Annotated in this window: 14 protein-coding genes and 1 other annotated feature; of the genes, 2 read left to right on the forward strand and 12 right to left on the reverse strand. The window is 40.2% G+C overall.

Going from position 1 to position 16,142, the window contains the following annotated elements:
- The 9 genes from NE664_05905 to gatC all read right to left on the reverse strand — a co-directional run bounded on the left by NE664_05905 (position 1) and on the right by gatC (position 8,542).
- Positions 1 to 1,080 (reverse strand): site-2 protease family protein, encoded by a 1,080-nt coding sequence (locus tag NE664_05905; protein ID MCQ4726196.1) that lies wholly within the window; start codon positions 1,078 to 1,080, stop codon positions 1 to 3.
- Positions 1,080 to 2,237, reverse strand: a complete 1,158-nt coding sequence (locus NE664_05910) for a 1-deoxy-D-xylulose-5-phosphate reductoisomerase (GenBank protein ID MCQ4726197.1) — start codon at positions 2,235 to 2,237, stop codon at positions 1,080 to 1,082. The genes NE664_05905 and NE664_05910 overlap by 1 nt, the downstream gene beginning before the upstream one ends.
- Complete coding sequence (locus NE664_05915; GenBank protein ID MCQ4726198.1) at positions 2,234 to 3,058, reverse strand: phosphatidate cytidylyltransferase; 825 nt, start codon at positions 3,056 to 3,058, stop codon at positions 2,234 to 2,236. Before NE664_05915 ends, NE664_05910 begins: the two co-directional genes overlap by 4 nt.
- Before the next feature lie 11 nt (positions 3,059 to 3,069).
- A complete protein-coding gene (locus NE664_05920; protein ID MCQ4726199.1) occupies positions 3,070 to 3,804 on the reverse strand; it encodes an isoprenyl transferase in 735 nt (244 codons plus the stop codon).
- Between the two features lie 68 nt (positions 3,805 to 3,872).
- Complete coding sequence (frr, locus tag NE664_05925; protein MCQ4726200.1) at positions 3,873 to 4,427, reverse strand: ribosome recycling factor; 555 nt, start codon at positions 4,425 to 4,427, stop codon at positions 3,873 to 3,875.
- Positions 4,428 to 4,453: 26 nt separating this feature from the next.
- A complete protein-coding gene (gene pyrH / locus NE664_05930) occupies positions 4,454 to 5,158 on the reverse strand; it encodes a UMP kinase (GenBank protein ID MCQ4726201.1) in 705 nt (234 codons plus the stop codon).
- Between the two features lie 170 nt (positions 5,159 to 5,328).
- The gene (gene gatB, locus NE664_05935; protein ID MCQ4726202.1) at positions 5,329 to 6,762 is read right to left on the reverse strand and encodes an Asp-tRNA(Asn)/Glu-tRNA(Gln) amidotransferase subunit GatB; all 1,434 of its coding nucleotides are present in this window, start codon (positions 6,760 to 6,762) and stop codon (positions 5,329 to 5,331) included.
- Between the two features lie 4 nt (positions 6,763 to 6,766).
- Positions 6,767 to 8,239, reverse strand: a complete 1,473-nt coding sequence (gene gatA / locus NE664_05940) for an Asp-tRNA(Asn)/Glu-tRNA(Gln) amidotransferase subunit GatA (GenBank protein MCQ4726203.1) — start codon at positions 8,237 to 8,239, stop codon at positions 6,767 to 6,769.
- 15 nt (positions 8,240 to 8,254) lie between these two features.
- Complete coding sequence (gene gatC / locus NE664_05945) at positions 8,255 to 8,542, reverse strand: Asp-tRNA(Asn)/Glu-tRNA(Gln) amidotransferase subunit GatC (protein MCQ4726204.1); 288 nt, start codon at positions 8,540 to 8,542, stop codon at positions 8,255 to 8,257.
- Between the two features lie 239 nt (positions 8,543 to 8,781).
- On the opposite strand from gatC, the gene NE664_05950 reads away from it, so the two are divergent.
- On the forward strand, positions 8,782 to 9,543 hold the full coding sequence (locus tag NE664_05950; protein ID MCQ4726205.1) for a GTP pyrophosphokinase family protein: 762 nt from the start codon (positions 8,782 to 8,784) through the stop codon (positions 9,541 to 9,543).
- 303 nt (positions 9,544 to 9,846) lie between these two features.
- Here NE664_05950 and pheT read toward each other — a convergent pair whose 3' ends face one another.
- Positions 9,847 to 12,249 carry a phenylalanine--tRNA ligase subunit beta gene (gene pheT / locus NE664_05955; protein ID MCQ4726206.1) on the reverse strand — a complete coding sequence of 801 codons (2,403 nt, stop codon included), beginning with the start codon at positions 12,247 to 12,249 and terminating at the stop codon, positions 9,847 to 9,849.
- A gap of 18 nt (positions 12,250 to 12,267) precedes the next feature.
- Positions 12,268 to 13,287 carry a phenylalanine--tRNA ligase subunit alpha gene (locus NE664_05960; protein ID MCQ4726207.1) on the reverse strand — a complete coding sequence of 340 codons (1,020 nt, stop codon included), beginning with the start codon at positions 13,285 to 13,287 and terminating at the stop codon, positions 12,268 to 12,270.
- 50 nt (positions 13,288 to 13,337) lie between these two features.
- Positions 13,338 to 13,588: a binding site (T-box leader), on the reverse strand.
- Between the two features lie 138 nt (positions 13,589 to 13,726).
- On the opposite strand from NE664_05960, the gene NE664_05965 reads away from it, so the two are divergent.
- The gene (locus tag NE664_05965) at positions 13,727 to 15,376 is read left to right on the forward strand and encodes a DEAD/DEAH box helicase (protein MCQ4726208.1); all 1,650 of its coding nucleotides are present in this window, start codon (positions 13,727 to 13,729) and stop codon (positions 15,374 to 15,376) included.
- Between the two features lie 181 nt (positions 15,377 to 15,557).
- Here NE664_05965 and NE664_05970 read toward each other — a convergent pair whose 3' ends face one another.
- On the reverse strand, positions 15,558 to 16,124 hold the full coding sequence (locus NE664_05970) for a biotin transporter BioY (protein MCQ4726209.1): 567 nt from the start codon (positions 16,122 to 16,124) through the stop codon (positions 15,558 to 15,560).
- Between the last annotated feature and the right edge of the window lie 18 nt (positions 16,125 to 16,142).

Here is a 16,142-nt window from a genome sequence, read left to right on the forward strand (position 1 = left end):
TTAACCAAAAATAATACGCGAAATATCATTATAAGCAATCATAACCATAAATGCCATAAGCAGTACAAAACCCATAAAATGGATCATGCCTTCACGCTCGGGCGCTATAGGCTTGCGCCGTATAGCTTCGATTATAAGGAATACAAGCCGCCCGCCATCCATGGCAGGTATTGGGAAAAGGTTTATTACTCCGAGGTTAGTGCTTAAAAGCGCCGCTATAGTAAGTACGTTTCTGACGGCGTCCATAAAACTGTATTCTAATCCCTGCTGTACGCTTTCCCCCATAATTTCCACAACTCCTATAGGGCCGGCTATTTCTTCAGGCGAAATGTTCAGTGTAAAAATGCGTACAAAGCCTACGACAACCGATTTTACATAAAACCTCATTGTGTAAAAAGTGTCGGCAACAGCTTCGCCTAACGTCATACTGTCATATCCGCTGACTTTTTCAGAAAACAGCCCTGTTTTAACCTGTGGGCTGAATCCTATTATCCAACGGCTGTCACTTGAAACAACAGGATCTATATACATCTGTACTTTTTCTCCGCCGCGGTCTACAACCACGTCAAGCGTTTTGCCTCCGCATCCGTCAAGCACAAGAAAAAGTTCCTGATAAGTTCCGATATTTTCACCGTTGACTTTTATAATCCTGTCGCCTTCCTCCAAACCGCTTACAGCCGCATTGGAATCTTCCAAAACGCTTGAAACCGTTGGAAAAACAATCGCTTCGGCCGTTGATGTAACAAAAAAGACAGCTATAAAAGCAAATACAAAATTCATTAAAGGTCCGGATATAATCACGACAATTCGCTGCCAAACATTTTTGTTGCTGAAAGCGCGTCTATTGTCTGATTCGCCGTCCTCGCCAAGCATACGGCAAAACCCTCCGAGCGGAAGCGCCCTTATAGTAAAATCAGTTTCTCCCCGCTTGACACGGCAGACAACAGGCCCCATGCCTATTGCAAATTCTTCCACTAAAATTCCGTTTTTTACGGCCGTGTAATAATGGCCGAATTCATGTACCAAAACTAAGATGCTGAACACCAATAAGGAAATCAGTATTGAAAACACGCCTGACATTAACATTTTCCTTCCATATTTAAATTGTTTGAAAACTCACGGCCCCATCTATCGGCTTCTAAAAGTTCGTCAATTGAGTAGTCGTATTTAACAGTATATGCTTCCATAGTTTTTTCTATTATAACAGGAATATCCAAATATTTTATTTCGTTTTTCAAAAATTTTGAAACGGCAATTTCATTTGCCGCATTAAGCACAGCCGGCATCGTCCCTCCCGTTTCAATAGCTTTATATGCAAGGGAAAGGCATTTAAAAGTGTCCATATCAGGCTTTTCAAAAGTTAACGTCCCTATTTCGGCCAACTCAAGCCTTTTAAACGGGCTTTTAATTCTTGTGGGATATGTCAGCGCATATGCTATGGGAACTTTCATATCAGGCACGCCCATCTGGGCGATAACCGCCCCGTCCTCATACTGAACGGCTGAATGAACAATACTTTGAGGATGTACAAGAACTTCTATCCGGCTTATATCAACGTCAAAAAACCACTTTGCCTCAATAACTTCCAGTCCTTTATTCATCATAGTAGACGAATCTATTGTAATTTTTGCACCCATATCCCAGTTAGGATGTGAAAGAGCCATTTGCGGAGTAACATCATTAAGCTCTTCCGCGGATTTACCCCTGAAAGGCCCACCGGAAGCCGTTAAAATTATTTTTTCAATTTTATTCATTGAATTTCCCTGAAGGCATTGGAATATCGCCGAATGTTCGCTGTCTATAGGGTAAATATTAACGCCGTTTCTTTTCGCCTCGGTTGTTATCAGGCTTCCTCCTGAAACAAGCACTTCCTTTGTCGCAAGGGCAATATCCTTTTTTGCCCTAATAGCTTCAAATGTGGGCTTTATTCCGATATTTCCCACAACAGAAACAACAACCGTTTCACATTCGTCCATTACGGCAACCTCAATAAGCCCTTCAATGCCGGATAATATTTCCGGGCCTCTGCCTTTATATATACCTTTCAATTCTTCCGCTTTTTTTTCATCCATCACGGCAACTTTAAGCGGCCTGAATTCTTCTATCTGCCTTATCAAAAGTTCCGTGTTGCTGTTGGCCGTAAGCCCTACAACTTTAAATTCATCTGAAATCCTCACAACATCAAGCGTCTGCACGCCTATAGAGCCTGTAGAGCCCAATATGGATATATTTTTCATACTATCACCTTTACTTCAATTAAAAACAGCATTATATAATAAACAACAGGAGCTGTAAACAAGACGCTGTCAAACCTGTCCAAGATCCCCCCGTGTCCGGGAATAAGGTTTCCATAATCCTTAATTCCGACATAACGCTTTATTGCAGAAGCGGATAAATCTCCAATCTGTGAAAGCATAGAACCAAGTATCCCTGTTATTATGCACAGAGCAACTGTATTAACGCCTTCAAGGGAAAAGTATTTTTCAATCAAAAAGCCATAAACAAAAGCAATCAGAGTGGCTATAACTACTCCTCCTACAGCTCCCTCAACAGTTTTCTTCGGACTCAGAGTCGGTATAAGTTTATGTTTGCCGAAAGCCATTCCCGTAAAATATGCGCCCGTATCGCAGCCAAAAGCCGAAATAAATATCAGCCACACAAAAAAGTTCCCGTATGTAAATTCTCTTACGAGGTATATGTGAGATATTAAAAACGACACATAAAAAAAACCGAAAAACGTAATTATTATGTCCTTGATGTTTACATCATTATGGAAAACGACCATAGTTATAAGCAGTGTAACCAAATAAATAGATACAAGAACATTAAACATATTATTCTCATTTATAAAAAATTCCGCAAACACTACATATACAAAAGAACAAGTATATCCCAAAACACACAATGCTTTTTTATCATGCCCAAAAGCCTTATAAAATTCATTCATCCCGACAAGGCTTAAAAAAAGTGTAAATAACTTCAGCGGCAATCCGCCTGCAACTACAAAAAAAACTACAATCGGCAGAAGAATTATACCGGAAATGATTCTCGTAACCATAAAATCCGCTCCTAACTGTTTCGCCCGCCAAACCGGCGGTCACGGTTTTGATAATCCCAAATAGCCTGTTTAAAATCTTCCGGAGTGTAATCCGGCCATAATTTATCCGAAAAACTAAATTCAGAATATGCAAGCTGCCATAACAAAAAATTGCTTATCCTTTCTTCGCCGCTTGTTCTAATCATGAGTTCCGGATCGGGAATTCCCTTTGTGTCAAGATATGAAGAAAATAAGCTTTCTGTTATATCATTGCAATTTATTGCGCCGTCCATACAGTCATCAGCTATTTTTTTTACTGCCCGTATAATTTCATCACGTCCGCCGTAATTTAAAGCTATATGGAGGTTAAGTCCGGTTTTATTTTTCGTTATGTTTTCAAGTTCTTCAATTTTCTCTTGTATATCTTTATCAAGACGGCTTTTTTCCCCTATAATATCTACTTTGCAGTTTCTAACTTTTGCCGTTTTAATGTTTTCCCTTAAATATTTGCGAAGAAGATCCATTATTCCGCTTACTTCTTCATCGCTTCTTTTCCAGTTTTCAGTTGAAAAAGCATACACCGTCAAGTGCTTTACGCCCAAATCAATGGCTGTGTTTGTTATCTTTTCAAGCGTATCGGCGCCCGCCTTATGCCCGGCTTTTTTTATCAAATTTCTTTTTTTCGCCCATCTTCCGTTTCCATCCATTATTATAGCGATATGATTAGGAATATTGTTTTCATCCAGCTTAATTTCTTCTTTAGCCACAATTTTGCCCCCATTAAGAAAATGCCCCTGTCCGGGGCATATAATCATAATATAAATTCCATAAAAAATTAAACAGAAAGTATGTCCTTGCTTTTAGCTTCGGCTTTCTTATCAATTTCAACAGTGTATTTGTCTGTAATTTTCTGAATTTCATCTTCAAGATCCGAAAGGTCGTCTTTAGTTATTTCTTTAGCTTTTTCCTGCTTTTTAAACATATCAATAGCGTCGCGCCTGATATTCCTTAAAGCAATTTTTGCGTCCTCACCCTTTTTCTTAACTTCTTTTGTAAGGGCAATACGGCGTTCTTCCGTAAGTTCTGGGAAAACAAGACGGATAACCCTTCCGTCGCTGTTTGGATTTATACCCAATTCGGATGTATTAATTGCTTTTTCAATCGCTTTAAGCATAGATGCGTCATATGGCTGTATCTGAATAAGCCTTGCTTCCGGAACGGAAATATTGCCAACTTGATTAATAGGCGTAGGCGTTCCGTAATAATCAACCATAATCCTGTCTAAAACATGCGGATTTGCTCTTCCTGCCCTAATAGTTGAATATTCGCTTTCAAGGTTTGAAATCGTTTTTTTCATTTTTTCTTCAAATACTGCTGTTTTCTCCGACATATTTCTTCCTCCTAGAATATTAATCCTTAAACAGTGACAATAGTTCCGAGCTTTTGCCCGCCTACTGCACGGACAATGCTGTTTTCTTCGTTTAATCCAAATATTACAACAGGTATTTTTTGTTCAAAGCAAAGGGACGCCGCTGTAAGATCTATAACTTTTAAATTGTTTTTAATAATATCTTCGCACTTTATTTCATCAATTTTCTTTGCATTTGGGTTTTCATTAGGATCGCTGTCATAAACTCCGTCTACATTCTTGGCAAAAAACAATGCGTCCGCTTCCAACTCCGCGCCTCTTAACGCGGTTATAGTGTCAGTTGAAAACATCGGATGCCCAAGGCCGCCCGCAAATATAACCACCCTGCCGTTTTTCAGATGGTTCAAAGCGCTTGCTTTTGAAAATTCCTCTGTCATCGTACCGCATTTAAACGGCGTCTGCACAACTGCTTCAACGCCGTCTTGATTTAAAAAGTCAGCAACATAAATGGCGTTCATAACAGTTGCAAGCATGCCTATCTGATCCGCTTTGCACCTGTCCATTTTTGAATCGGCACTTCTGCCGCGCCAAAAATTGCCGCCGCCTATAACAAGCGCAACTTCAGTTCCGTTTGACACAATTTTTTTAATCTGTCCGACAATCGCTTTTATAACGTCATTGTCAAAATTAACTCCGCTTTTTTCACCGGCTAAAGCTTCACCGCTTAACTTAAGAATTATACGGTTATACATTAATCTGCCCCCCTAGAGCCATAAAGTGAAACATACAGTCTCTTTCTATAATAATTTACCATATATTAGGCGAAAATTCAACATTTAGGACAAAAATCGAAATGTTAAAAGCCCTTGCGCCCGTGTTTCAGCCCCCATAAAAGTTTTTCTTTCAGGGGATATAAAAATTTTTAAAGTTTAGCAAGTTCTGAGGCTATAACACTGTTTACCGAAGCCGGATCGGCTTTTCCTTTAAGCTGCTTCATGCACTGTCCCATAAGGAATTTCGAAACTTTTTCGTTTCCTGCTTTAAATTCCGCAATGCTTTTTGGATTATCCTCAATAACTTTAAGCACAACTGCAAGTACGGCTCCGTCGTCATTAACCATTTCAAGTCCGTTTTCCCTAACATATTTCTCAGGTTCAACATTTTCTTTGAACATTTTTTCAAATACGTCTTTTGCCGTCGTTCTGTTAATCACTTTATTTTTAATCAGAAGTATAAGTTTTCCAAGGTTTGCCGCGTCAAAATTTATATTTTCGACTTCCGTTGAAGTTTCCGTTGCCATCCTCAAAACTTCAACCATTATCCAGTTTGAAACATCCTTAGGTTCGCCGCATACTTCCAACGCTTTTTCAAATATATTAACCAGATATTTTGAACCCGTGATAATATCGACGTCATATTCGGGAAGTCCGTAAGTATCCATATATCTTTTTTTCTTAACGTCCGGAAGCTCCGGCATTTCACTTTTAACCCGTTCAATCCATTCGTCGCTTATTTCTATCGGAACAAGATCCGGTTCGGGGAAATACCTGTAATCCTGGGCGTTTTCCTTGCTCCTCATAGGATAGCTTTCGCCTTTATTGTCGTCCCAACGCCTTGTTTCCTGAATTACTTTCCCGCCGTCCTCGATCAGATCTATTTGCCGTTCCTTCTCGCCTTCAATAGCCCTTGCAATAGCCCTGAAAGAGTTTATATTTTTCATTTCCGTCCTTGTTCCTAGTTCTTTCTGCCCCACCGGCCTTATAGAAAGATTTACATCGGCGCGCAGGGAGCCCTGTTCCATTTTACAGTCCGAAACGCCTATATACTGAAGTATCGCTTTAAGCTTTGTCAAATATGCAATTACTTCTTCTCCGTTTTCAAAATCAGGTTCAGAAACAATCTCAAGAAGCGGTATGCCGCATCGGTTATAGTCAACCAGCGTGCAGTCGTCAAACGGATCATGTATGAGTTTTCCGGCGTCCTCTTCCATGTGTATTTCCTTGATCCTGATTGATTTTTTAACGCCGTTTGCTTCTATATCGATATGTCCGTTTTGGCAAATAGGCAGATAAAGCTGTGAAACTTGATAAGCTTTAGGGAGATCGGGGTAAAAATAATTTTTCCTGTCAAATTTATTATATTTTGTTATTTCACAGTTAGTTGCGATGCCCGCTCTTATCGCATATTCAACAACCTGTTTGTTAAGCACGGGAAGCGTTCCCGGCATGCCTGTGCAAACTTCACATACATGAGTATTAGGTTCTCCTCCGAATTCCGTTGAGCAGGAGCAGAAAATTTTTGTTTTGGTGGAGAGCTCCGTATGGACCTCTAATCCAAGGGTGGTTAAAAATTCCATATCATCACGCCTCCTTTACTTCTTTCAAAACTGGTTTCTTAGTATGATAATCCGTATTTTGCTGGAATGTATATCCGACATTCATAATTGTATTTTCGCTGAAAGGCTTGCCTGTAATCTGAAGCCCAACGGGAAGCCCTTCACTGTCAAAACCGCATGGCACAACCATTGAAGGCAATCCCGCAAGGTTTACTGAAACCGTATATATATCGCCCAAGTACATTTTTAACGGATCGCTTAAGTTTTCGCCTATTTTAAGCGCCGTTGTAGGCGCGGTAGGGCTTAAAATCGCATCATATTTTTCAAATGCGTCGTCAAAGCTTTTCTTGATAACGGCTTTAACCTTGAGCGCCTTCTTATAGTAAGCGTCATAGTAGCCGCTTGAAAGAACAAAGGCGCCTATTAAGATCCTTCTTTTAACTTCCGTTCCAAACCCTTGGCTTCTTGACTTATAGTATAAATCCGTCAAATCATCAAAGTCGGGAGCCGAATACCCGTATTTAATGCCGTCAAAACGCGACAAGTTGCTGCTTGCCTCGGCGCATGCAATAATATAGTACGCTGGTATTGCATATTTAAGCGACGGCATTTCAAATTCCTCAATATACGCCCCCAGTTCTTCAAGCTTATTAACGGCTTCAAGCACGCTCTTTTTAACTTCAGGGTTAAGCCCTTCGCCGAAATAGTCTTTAGGAATCCCAATTTTCATGCCTTTAACATTGTTTTCAAGCGAAATTTTAATAGGCCCCATATCAACCGATGTGCTGTCCTTTGGATCATGCCCGCTTATAACGGACAAAACCTCTGCAATGTCCTCAACATTTTTACCCATAGGCCCTATCTGATCAAGGGATGAAGCATATGCAATAAGACCATATCTTGAAACGGTTCCATATGTCGGCTTTATGCCCGTTATTCCGCAAAAAGCGCACGGCTGGCGTATCGATCCGCCTGTATCGGAACCAAGGGTATAATAAACTTCATCAGCCGCAACAGCCGCCGCCGAACCGCCGCTGGAGCCGCCCGGAGCCCTGTTTTCGCCCCAAGGGTTAACGGTAGGGCCATAAAACGAAGTTTCCGTTGTCGAACCCATTGCAAACTCGTCCATGTTAAGCTTGCCTAAGAGTATAGCCCCGGCGTCCTCAAGGCGTTTTACTGCAGTTGACGAATACGTCGGCTTAAACCCTTTAAGTATTTTTGATGAACATGTCGTTAAAATACCTTCTGTACACATATTGTCTTTAACGGCCATAGGCACTCCGGCAAGCGGCGACGTTAAAATACCGCCGTCAATTTTCTTCTGCACTTCCTCGGCCTGTTTTAAAGCCCTCTCGCCGCATATATCAACAAAAGCATGATACGTTTTATCGATTCTTTCTATATTTGAAATAGTATCTTTCGTTACTTCAACTACGCCCAGTTCTTTTGATTTTATTTTTCTGCCTATTTCAAGGGCAGTCATTTTATTTAATTCCATTATATATGGCCCCTCCTATTCAACAGTTTTCGGAACTTTAAAGCAGCCGTCTTTTTTATCAGGCGCATTTAATGTTATAACATCCCTGTCAACAGACTCGCCCACAATATCTTCCCTAAAAACGTTCTTTACAGGGAACGCATGGCTCATTTCCTCAATATTTGTTGTGTCAAGGGAACTAAGAGTGTCCATATAATTTATGATTTTTTCCAATTCGCTTTTAGCGCTTTCCTTTTCGCTGTCATCAAGTTTCAGGCGTGCGAGGATACCGATGTAATCAATAATCTCATCTGTAACTTTCATTAAATTCTCCCTTTCATACAAATTACACAAAAACTATTGCCTCTTAATATATAGAAACAGTTTTGTATTAAAAAACTTCACTAAAAACCTATTTTATTACAATAACATAATTTTAACCTAAAATCAACGTATGCACGGCAATAATATTTATCGCCGTTTATTTAACACTTAAACAAAAAATATGTTATAATCGTATTATAGATTAAATTTTAACAAAAGTCTGCAAAGGAGAATAACAAATGGAAAACGCCGATCTTATTATAAATGGTATACAAGAAGACCGCGAAAAACAAAAAATATCAAAAAATACGGAACTTTTTATAGAACAAACGCTTCAATTTCAGGAACTTATGATGATGTATAACTCAGCTATCCGCGAAATAAGGACAAAACTTGAAACCCTTAACGACGATCTTGCCATGCGTTACAGCAGAAACCCTATAGAATTTATAACCCAGCGTATCAAAAAACCAATGAGTATTGTAAAGAAATTAAAATCAAGAAGTTATGACGTTTCATGTCCTTCAATAGTAAAAAACCTTAACGACGTCGCAGGAATAAGGGTAATATGTTCTTTTATAGACGATATATACCGCGTTTCGGATATGCTTACATCCCAGGATGATATTACATTAATAGCGGTAAAAGACTACATAAAAAACCCAAAACCAAACGGCTACAGAAGTTACCACATCATAGTGGAAATACCGGTATTTTTCTCAGACAGGAAAGAAAACATACGGGTTGAAATACAATTCAGGACTATAGCGATGGACTTTTGGGCAAGCCTTGAACATACGCTTAAATATAAAAGGAATATACCGAATGAAAGCATGATTTCGAGCCGTCTTTACAACTGTGCCGAAATAATATCGTCCATTGACAGGGAAATGCTGAATATACGCAATGAAATTGACGAAAACGGCGAACCTGTCGAAGATGATGCAATAAGCAAGCTTGAACGCCTGTCAAACGGACTTATCCGCCCAAACTATCAATAAATAACAATACCGCGGCTTTGCGGCCGCGGTATTTTAATGTATTGAAAACGCATAACCAAAAAAACAATTTACATTTGCAGATGTCTGCAAGGCATAAAATACCTTCATTATTTACATGCAAAACTGAATTTGAAATAAACGGCTTTTTATATCATAATTAAAAATTCAGCTGTTCCGATAAATTAATAAAGCTATAGCCTGTATTAAAAATCGATTTTTAAGTTTTATTTATTTACGCGTTACAGATTTAAATTGCAACCGTATCTAAAAATTTACATTTTAACAGCTTTGTCATATTATAAATTATTTCTCCCTCAGCTCTGCCCCGAATTCCTCTTTAAGGGATGCAAGTATCCTGTCCATTACGGAATTTACCTCATCGTCCACCAATGTCCGTTCAGAAGCCCTGAAAGTTAACGAATATGATACGGATTTCAGCCCTTTTTCAATCTGGCCGCCTGTATATACGTCAAAAAGGGATATTTCTTCAAGGAGTTTTCCTCCTTTTTTCTTAATAACCTTTTCAATATCCTTAACAAATACGCCGCTGTCAACAACCATTGAAATATCCCTTGTCATTGCAGGGAATTTCGGCAGAGGCTTATACTCGCGAACCATATCGCTTTTTGCAAATACAGTTTCAATATCAATTACGGCAATATATACTCTCGTGCCGATAGAATAATTTTTAGCTACAGTCGGATGAAGCTCCCCTATATATCCGAAGCTTTCGCCGTTTACAGAAACGTCGGCGGTCCTTCCCGGATGCATCCAGCTTATATTTTTATTTGGTATATATTCAACCTCTTTATCCATGCCAACCGCTTCAAAAAGATTCTCTGCAATGCCTTTAAGCCTGTAGAAATCGCATCCCGCGCCATACATTCCAATCGTAAGTTTCTTTGGTTCGTCCGGGAGCTCTGTCAGAGGAAGAGATTTTGGTATATAAACTTTGCCTACTTCAAACAGCGCCGCTTCCATATTTCTCCTGTTGTAATTTGTAGAGAGGGAATTAAGCATGCTGTTTAAAGTTGTGGTTCTCATAACAGAAAAATCTTCACCGAGCGGATTCAATATCTTAATAGAATTCCTTAAATGCGAGTCTTTTTCTATATTAAGCTTATCATAAACTTTAGGGCTCTCGAATGTAAAATTCATAGCCTCAAAGATGCCGTTTTTAATCATTGTTTGTTTAATTATATCTTCAATTATCTGGCTGTACGTCTTTTTGCCTACAGTAGGCGTCCCAGCCGCAAGCGTAGGCTCTATTTTATCATATCCGTAAAATCTCGCAACCTCCTCGGCAAGATCCGCCTGAGCTTCAAGATCCGGCCTGAAAGTAGGTATTGTTACAACTCTTCTTTTCCTGTCAACATCAATTTCAAGACGTTTAAATATTTCAACCATTTCGTCCTCTGAAATATCTGTCCCAAGCAGTCTGTTTATCCATTCCGGATCGTATGAAAGTTCCCACGGCTCCCTTTTATTCGGATAACAGTCCACAGCGCCTTTTACAACCTCGCCGCATCCCAAAAGTTCCACAAGCTGAACGGCCCTGTCTGCCGCAATCCTGTTTAAATTAGGATCCAAACCCTTTTCATACTTGCTTGACGCGTCAGTTCTCAAACCTACTTTTTTAGCCGTTATCCTTACGCTCGGCCCGTTAAAATTAGCAGATTCAAATAACACTGTTTCCGTATCGCCTGTAATCATAGAGTTTTCGCCGCCCATAACTCCCGCAATGGCCACCGCCTTATTAGGATCCGAGATAACAAGCATGGAAGGATCCAGCTGCCTTTCAACTCCGTCGAGCGTCTTGAATTTCTCGCCTTCTTTTGCATTCCTTACGATAATCTTATGTTCGTCAATAGTGTCAATGCTGAAAGCGTGCAGAGGCTGGCCCATTTCAGCCATTACATAGTTAGTTATATCGACAATGTTATTTATCGGCCTAATCCCGACTGAACGCAGCCTTTTCCTCATCCACCTGGGAGACGGGCCTATTTTTACGTTTTTAACAATCCTTGCGACATATCTTGGACAAAGATCGGGATTTAATATCTCAACCGATACCATTGAATTAATATCCCCGTCTGCCGTTTCATTTACTTTTATTTCCGGCATACGAAAAACTTTTTTGTATGTTGCCGCCGCTTCCCTCGCGATTCCCAACATGCTGAAACAGTCCGGCCTGTTTGAAGTTATTTCAAATTCAACCGAAGTGTCAATTAAATCGAGAGCTTCCCTTGCGTCCATTCCGAGCTCTTTTTCTTCCGGGAATATATAAATACCGTTTTCGGGAGCTTCCGGGAAATCATGCCTGTCGCATCCCAGTTCCTCAACGGAACAAAGCATGCCGTTGCTTTCAACTCCCCTTAACTTTCCTTTTTTTATCTTTACGCCGTTTGCAAGGTGCGAACCGTCTGTTGCAACAGGAACATAGGCGCCCGCAAAAAGATTTGTCGCCCCCGTTACAATTTGGAGAGGTTCATTCTTTCCTATATCGATTTTAGTTACGACAAGTTTATCGGCGTCTGGATGCTTTTCAATAGAAAGCACTTTTCCAACAACAACGCCCGTAATATCCGACGCAATTTCAGTATATCCTTCAACCTTTGAACCCGATAAGGTTATATCCTCGACAAAATCTTTAATATCGGCGTCTATGTCAACATAGTCCTTTAACCATGACATTGAAATATCCATTTGTATCTTCCTCCTCAATTAGAATTGCTTTAAGAATTTAACGTCATTTTCAAATAAAAGCCTAAGATCTGTTATTCCGTAACGCTGCATTGCAACGCGCTCAAGCCCCATTCCGAAAGCAAATCCACTGTAAACTTCAGGATCAATGCCGCTCATTTTAAGCACTTTAGGGTGAACCATGCCGCACCCTAAAAGTTCTATATATCCTTCGCCTTTACAAACTTTGCATCCCTTTCCGCCGCATGCAAAACATGTAACGTCCATTTCGGCGCTCGGCTCCGTAAACGGGAAATGATGCGGCCTGAATCTTACTTTAACATCTTCTCCGAAAAGCTCCTTTGCAAAAACCGCAAGAGCCCCTTTAAGATCCCCCATTGTTATTCCTTTATCTACGACAAGCCCCTCCAACTGATGGAATATAGGCGAATGTGTCGCATCAACATTATCGGAACGGTAAACGGTTCCTGGGCATACAACCCTTATAGGCAGACTGCCCTTTTCCATTGTCCTTACCTGCACCGGAGAAGTTTGCGTTCTCAAAACAATATCGCTGTTTATATAAAACGTATCCTGTTCGTCTTTAGCCGGATGGTTTGCCGGTATATTTAAAGCCTCAAAATTGTAATAATCTTTTTCAATTTCCGGCCCTTCCGCAATAGAATATCCCATGCCTATAAATATATTTGTTATCTCGTCTATAACCGTAGTCATAGGGTGTTTGTGCCCGCTTGGCTCAGCCTTTCCCGGCATTGTAACGTCTATGCTTTCAGCCTCAAGCCTGTTTTTCATCTCAAGTTCGGCAAGCTTGTTCTTTGCCTCCTCGATTTTTGTTTCAATATCGTTTCTTATTTCGTTCGCAAGCTGGCCGATAACCGGTCTTTCCTCATTCGATAAATCTTTCATTCCTTTAAGTATAGCCGTCAGCTCGCCCTTTTTGCCGAGAAGTTTAACTTTAAGGTCGTCAAGCTCCTTTGTTTCCTTAATATCCGACAGCCTGTTTAAGGCCATGTCATGAATATCTTTCAGTTGTTTTTTCATTTCCGATGCTCCCTTCAAAAATCATACAAAAAAGCCCCCGCCCCTGTTAATCAAGGGACGAAGGCAAAATTCCGCGGTACCACCCATATTCCCGCTCATGCGGGCTCTCTTTCATGCTCTGACAAGCGTTAAGCGCATAACGCGCGCTAGACGTATTTTCCTACTTAAATCTCAGAAAGTTCAGAAAATAAGCTCCGGTGGGAACTTCAATATCAAATGCTTCCCGAAAATGCTTGCAGCCATGGCATTTCTTCTCTGGGCGGGGTTTCAGATACCTACTTTACACCTTCACAGCTTTTATCATTATCTTAATAATATTACCATAAAATTTATAATTGTCAATGCTATAATTAAAATAAACATTGCAATTTGTTAATAATATTGTTATACTAACGCGTAAACTATTTTTTTGTAAACGATTTCAGGAAGGAAATAATTAATGGAAAATTTGAAATTTGAAGATATGAATCTTCTGCCCGGCACGCTCAAAGCCGTTTTAGATATGGGTTTTGAGGAGGCAACTCCTATTCAAAGCCAGGCAATACCAATTATAATGTCCGGACGCGATATAATCGGCCAGTCACAAACGGGGACAGGCAAAACCGCTTCTTTCGGAATACCATGCCTAGAAAAAATCAATCCGAAAAGCCGCAGCCTTCAAGCCCTCATACTGTGCCCTACAAGGGAACTTACAATCCAAGTAAGCGAAGAATTCAGGAAGCTTTTAAAATTCAGGAGCAATATAATGGTGCTTCCTATATACGGCGGTCAGCCTATAGACAGGCAGATTACGGCGTTAAAAAAAGGCGTTCAGGTTGTAATCGGCACTCCCGGGCGCGTTATGGATCATATGAAACGCCGCACATTAAAAATGGAATCCGTTAAATACGCCGTACTTGATGAAGCCGACGAAATGCTCGATATGGGATTTAGGGACGATATAGAAGAAATACTTTCTAAAGTTCCGCAAGAAAGGCAGACAGTTATGTTTTCAGCAACAATGTCGCCGGAAATTATGGATCTTTCAAAAAAATATCTCAGAGATCCGGAACTTGTAAAAATAACAAGAAAAGAACTTACGGTCCCTCAAATAGAACAAGTATATTTTGACGTAAAGGAAAAATATAAGCTTGAAGCCCTTTGCAGGCTCATTGATATATATTCGCCGAAACTTGCCGTTGTGTTCTGCAATACCAAAAAGCGCGTAGACGACGTCGTCGAGCAGCTTCTCGGACGCGGATACTTCGCCGACGGCCTTCATGGGGATCTCAAACAGATACAGCGCGACAGGGTTATGCAGAAATTCAGGAGCGGAAAAATAGAAATACTTGTGGCTACCGACGTTGCCGCAAGGGGTATAGACGTTGACAACGTAGACGTTGTATTCAATTATGACATACCCCAAGATGAAGAATATTATGTTCATCGTATAGGCCGTACAGGCCGCGCCGGTAAAAGCGGAAAAGCTTTTACATTCTGCTGCGGGAAAGAAATATATAAGCTTAGGGATATAATGAGATATGCCAAAACAAAAATCATACAGCAAAAACTGCCTACCCTGACAGATATTGAAACAACAAAAACGAACATGTTCATAGAAAAAATCAACACCGTAATAGAAGAAGGCGCTTTAAACAAGTATGTTAATATAGTTGAAAATATGCTTAACGATGATATTTCCGCCATGGATATAGCGGCCGCCTTGCTCAAGCTTCAGCTTGGCGATGCAATAAGCGATTACAGCGACGCCGAAGACGACTTAAACGCCAAAAATTCATTTGTCGGCAATAAAAAAATTGATCCTTCAAAAGAAATGGTACGTCTTTTTGTTAACGCCGGAAAAAGCAGCCAGATACATGCAAAAGATATTGTAGGCGCCTTTGCCGGAGAAACAGGCGTTCCTGGACGTCTTATAGGCTCCATTGAAATTTATGACGACTTCACTTACGTAGACGTACCCTATAAATATGCAAAAGATATAATAGACGGAATGAACAACAGCAAAATCAAAGGCAAAAAAGTTAACATAGAACGGGCAAAAAAGGCCAAAGTAAAACCGAAAAATTTCTCAAAAAAGCATCGCCGTTAAATCATGCAAAAAAACCAGCCGCAGTTAAAATGAAGCGGCTGGTTTTTATCTTTTTTTGTTTTTTCGTTTTTACAGCCGCATGACGTTTTAATCGGCAAACGTTTGCCTTAAAAAATGGCATAAACAATAAATTTCAGTTAAAACTAAAAATATTAAAAATTATTATTTCACAAAAACAATATTACTGTTTATTTCGTTCCGCAACCCACGGCAGACTGTTTTTTATGTACATCGAAATAACGACGGCTCCAAAAAGTTTCAATGAATCTAAAACCACAAACGGCGCGACAGCCGATGCAACAGCCTCCGCAAGCCCAACTCCGGCCACAGCCATAAATTGGATTGTGCCGCAGACATAGACGGCGGCAAGACCCAATAAAAGCGACAGGAATTCCAGCATTATTTTACCTTTATTCCCTTTGTTGTTTTTCTCAATAAATTCAATTAAGCTTCCGGATATAAATGCAAACGGTATAAATCCCCATATATATCCGCCTGTAGGCCCCAATATAGAACCAACGCCGCCTTTCATTCCGGAAAAAACCGGCAGTCCGACCGCCCCAAGCAGAACATAAATCAAAACGGAAAGCGTCCCCTTCCTGCCGCCCAGAACGGCCGCGGTAATACCAAGGGCCATAACCTGAAACGTTATCGGAATCGGGGTAAAAAACATCGGAATAACTAAAATTGAACTTACGCCTAATACGGCTGCAAAAATACCGCAAATTAAATAGTCTCTTGTTGTCATTATATATTTCCCTCCTTA

The organism is Anaerotignum faecicola (genome assembly GCA_024460105.1).
Taxonomy (GTDB): domain Bacteria; phylum Bacillota; class Clostridia; order Lachnospirales; family Anaerotignaceae; genus JANFXS01.

What these genes read in the sequence shown, in the direction of transcription:
- NE664_05905 (MCQ4726196.1), bottom strand. Translation starts at nt 1,080, where the DNA reads ATGTCAGGCGTGTTTTCAATACTGATTTCCTTATTGGTGTTCAGCATC.
- NE664_05910 (MCQ4726197.1), bottom strand. Translation starts at nt 2,237, where the DNA reads ATGAAAAATATATCCATATTGGGCTCTACAGGCTCTATAGGCGTGCAG.
- NE664_05915 (MCQ4726198.1), bottom strand. Translation starts at nt 3,058, where the DNA reads ATGGTTACGAGAATCATTTCCGGTATAATTCTTCTGCCGATTGTAGTT.
- frr (MCQ4726200.1), bottom strand. Translation starts at nt 4,427, where the DNA reads ATGTCGGAGAAAACAGCAGTATTTGAAGAAAAAATGAAAAAAACGATT.
- pyrH (MCQ4726201.1), bottom strand. Translation starts at nt 5,158, where the DNA reads ATGTATAACCGTATAATTCTTAAGTTAAGCGGTGAAGCTTTAGCCGGT.
- gatB (MCQ4726202.1), bottom strand. Translation starts at nt 6,762, where the DNA reads ATGGAATTTTTAACCACCCTTGGATTAGAGGTCCATACGGAGCTCTCC.
- gatA (MCQ4726203.1), bottom strand. Translation starts at nt 8,239, where the DNA reads ATGGAATTAAATAAAATGACTGCCCTTGAAATAGGCAGAAAAATAAAA.
- gatC (MCQ4726204.1), bottom strand. Translation starts at nt 8,542, where the DNA reads ATGAAAGTTACAGATGAGATTATTGATTACATCGGTATCCTCGCACGC.
- NE664_05950 (MCQ4726205.1), top strand. Translation starts at nt 8,782, where the DNA reads ATGGAAAACGCCGATCTTATTATAAATGGTATACAAGAAGACCGCGAA.
- pheT (MCQ4726206.1), bottom strand. Translation starts at nt 12,249, where the DNA reads ATGGATATTTCAATGTCATGGTTAAAGGACTATGTTGACATAGACGCC.
- NE664_05960 (MCQ4726207.1), bottom strand. Translation starts at nt 13,287, where the DNA reads ATGAAAAAACAACTGAAAGATATTCATGACATGGCCTTAAACAGGCTG.
- NE664_05965 (MCQ4726208.1), top strand. Translation starts at nt 13,727, where the DNA reads ATGGAAAATTTGAAATTTGAAGATATGAATCTTCTGCCCGGCACGCTC.
- NE664_05970 (MCQ4726209.1), bottom strand. Translation starts at nt 16,124, where the DNA reads ATGACAACAAGAGACTATTTAATTTGCGGTATTTTTGCAGCCGTATTA.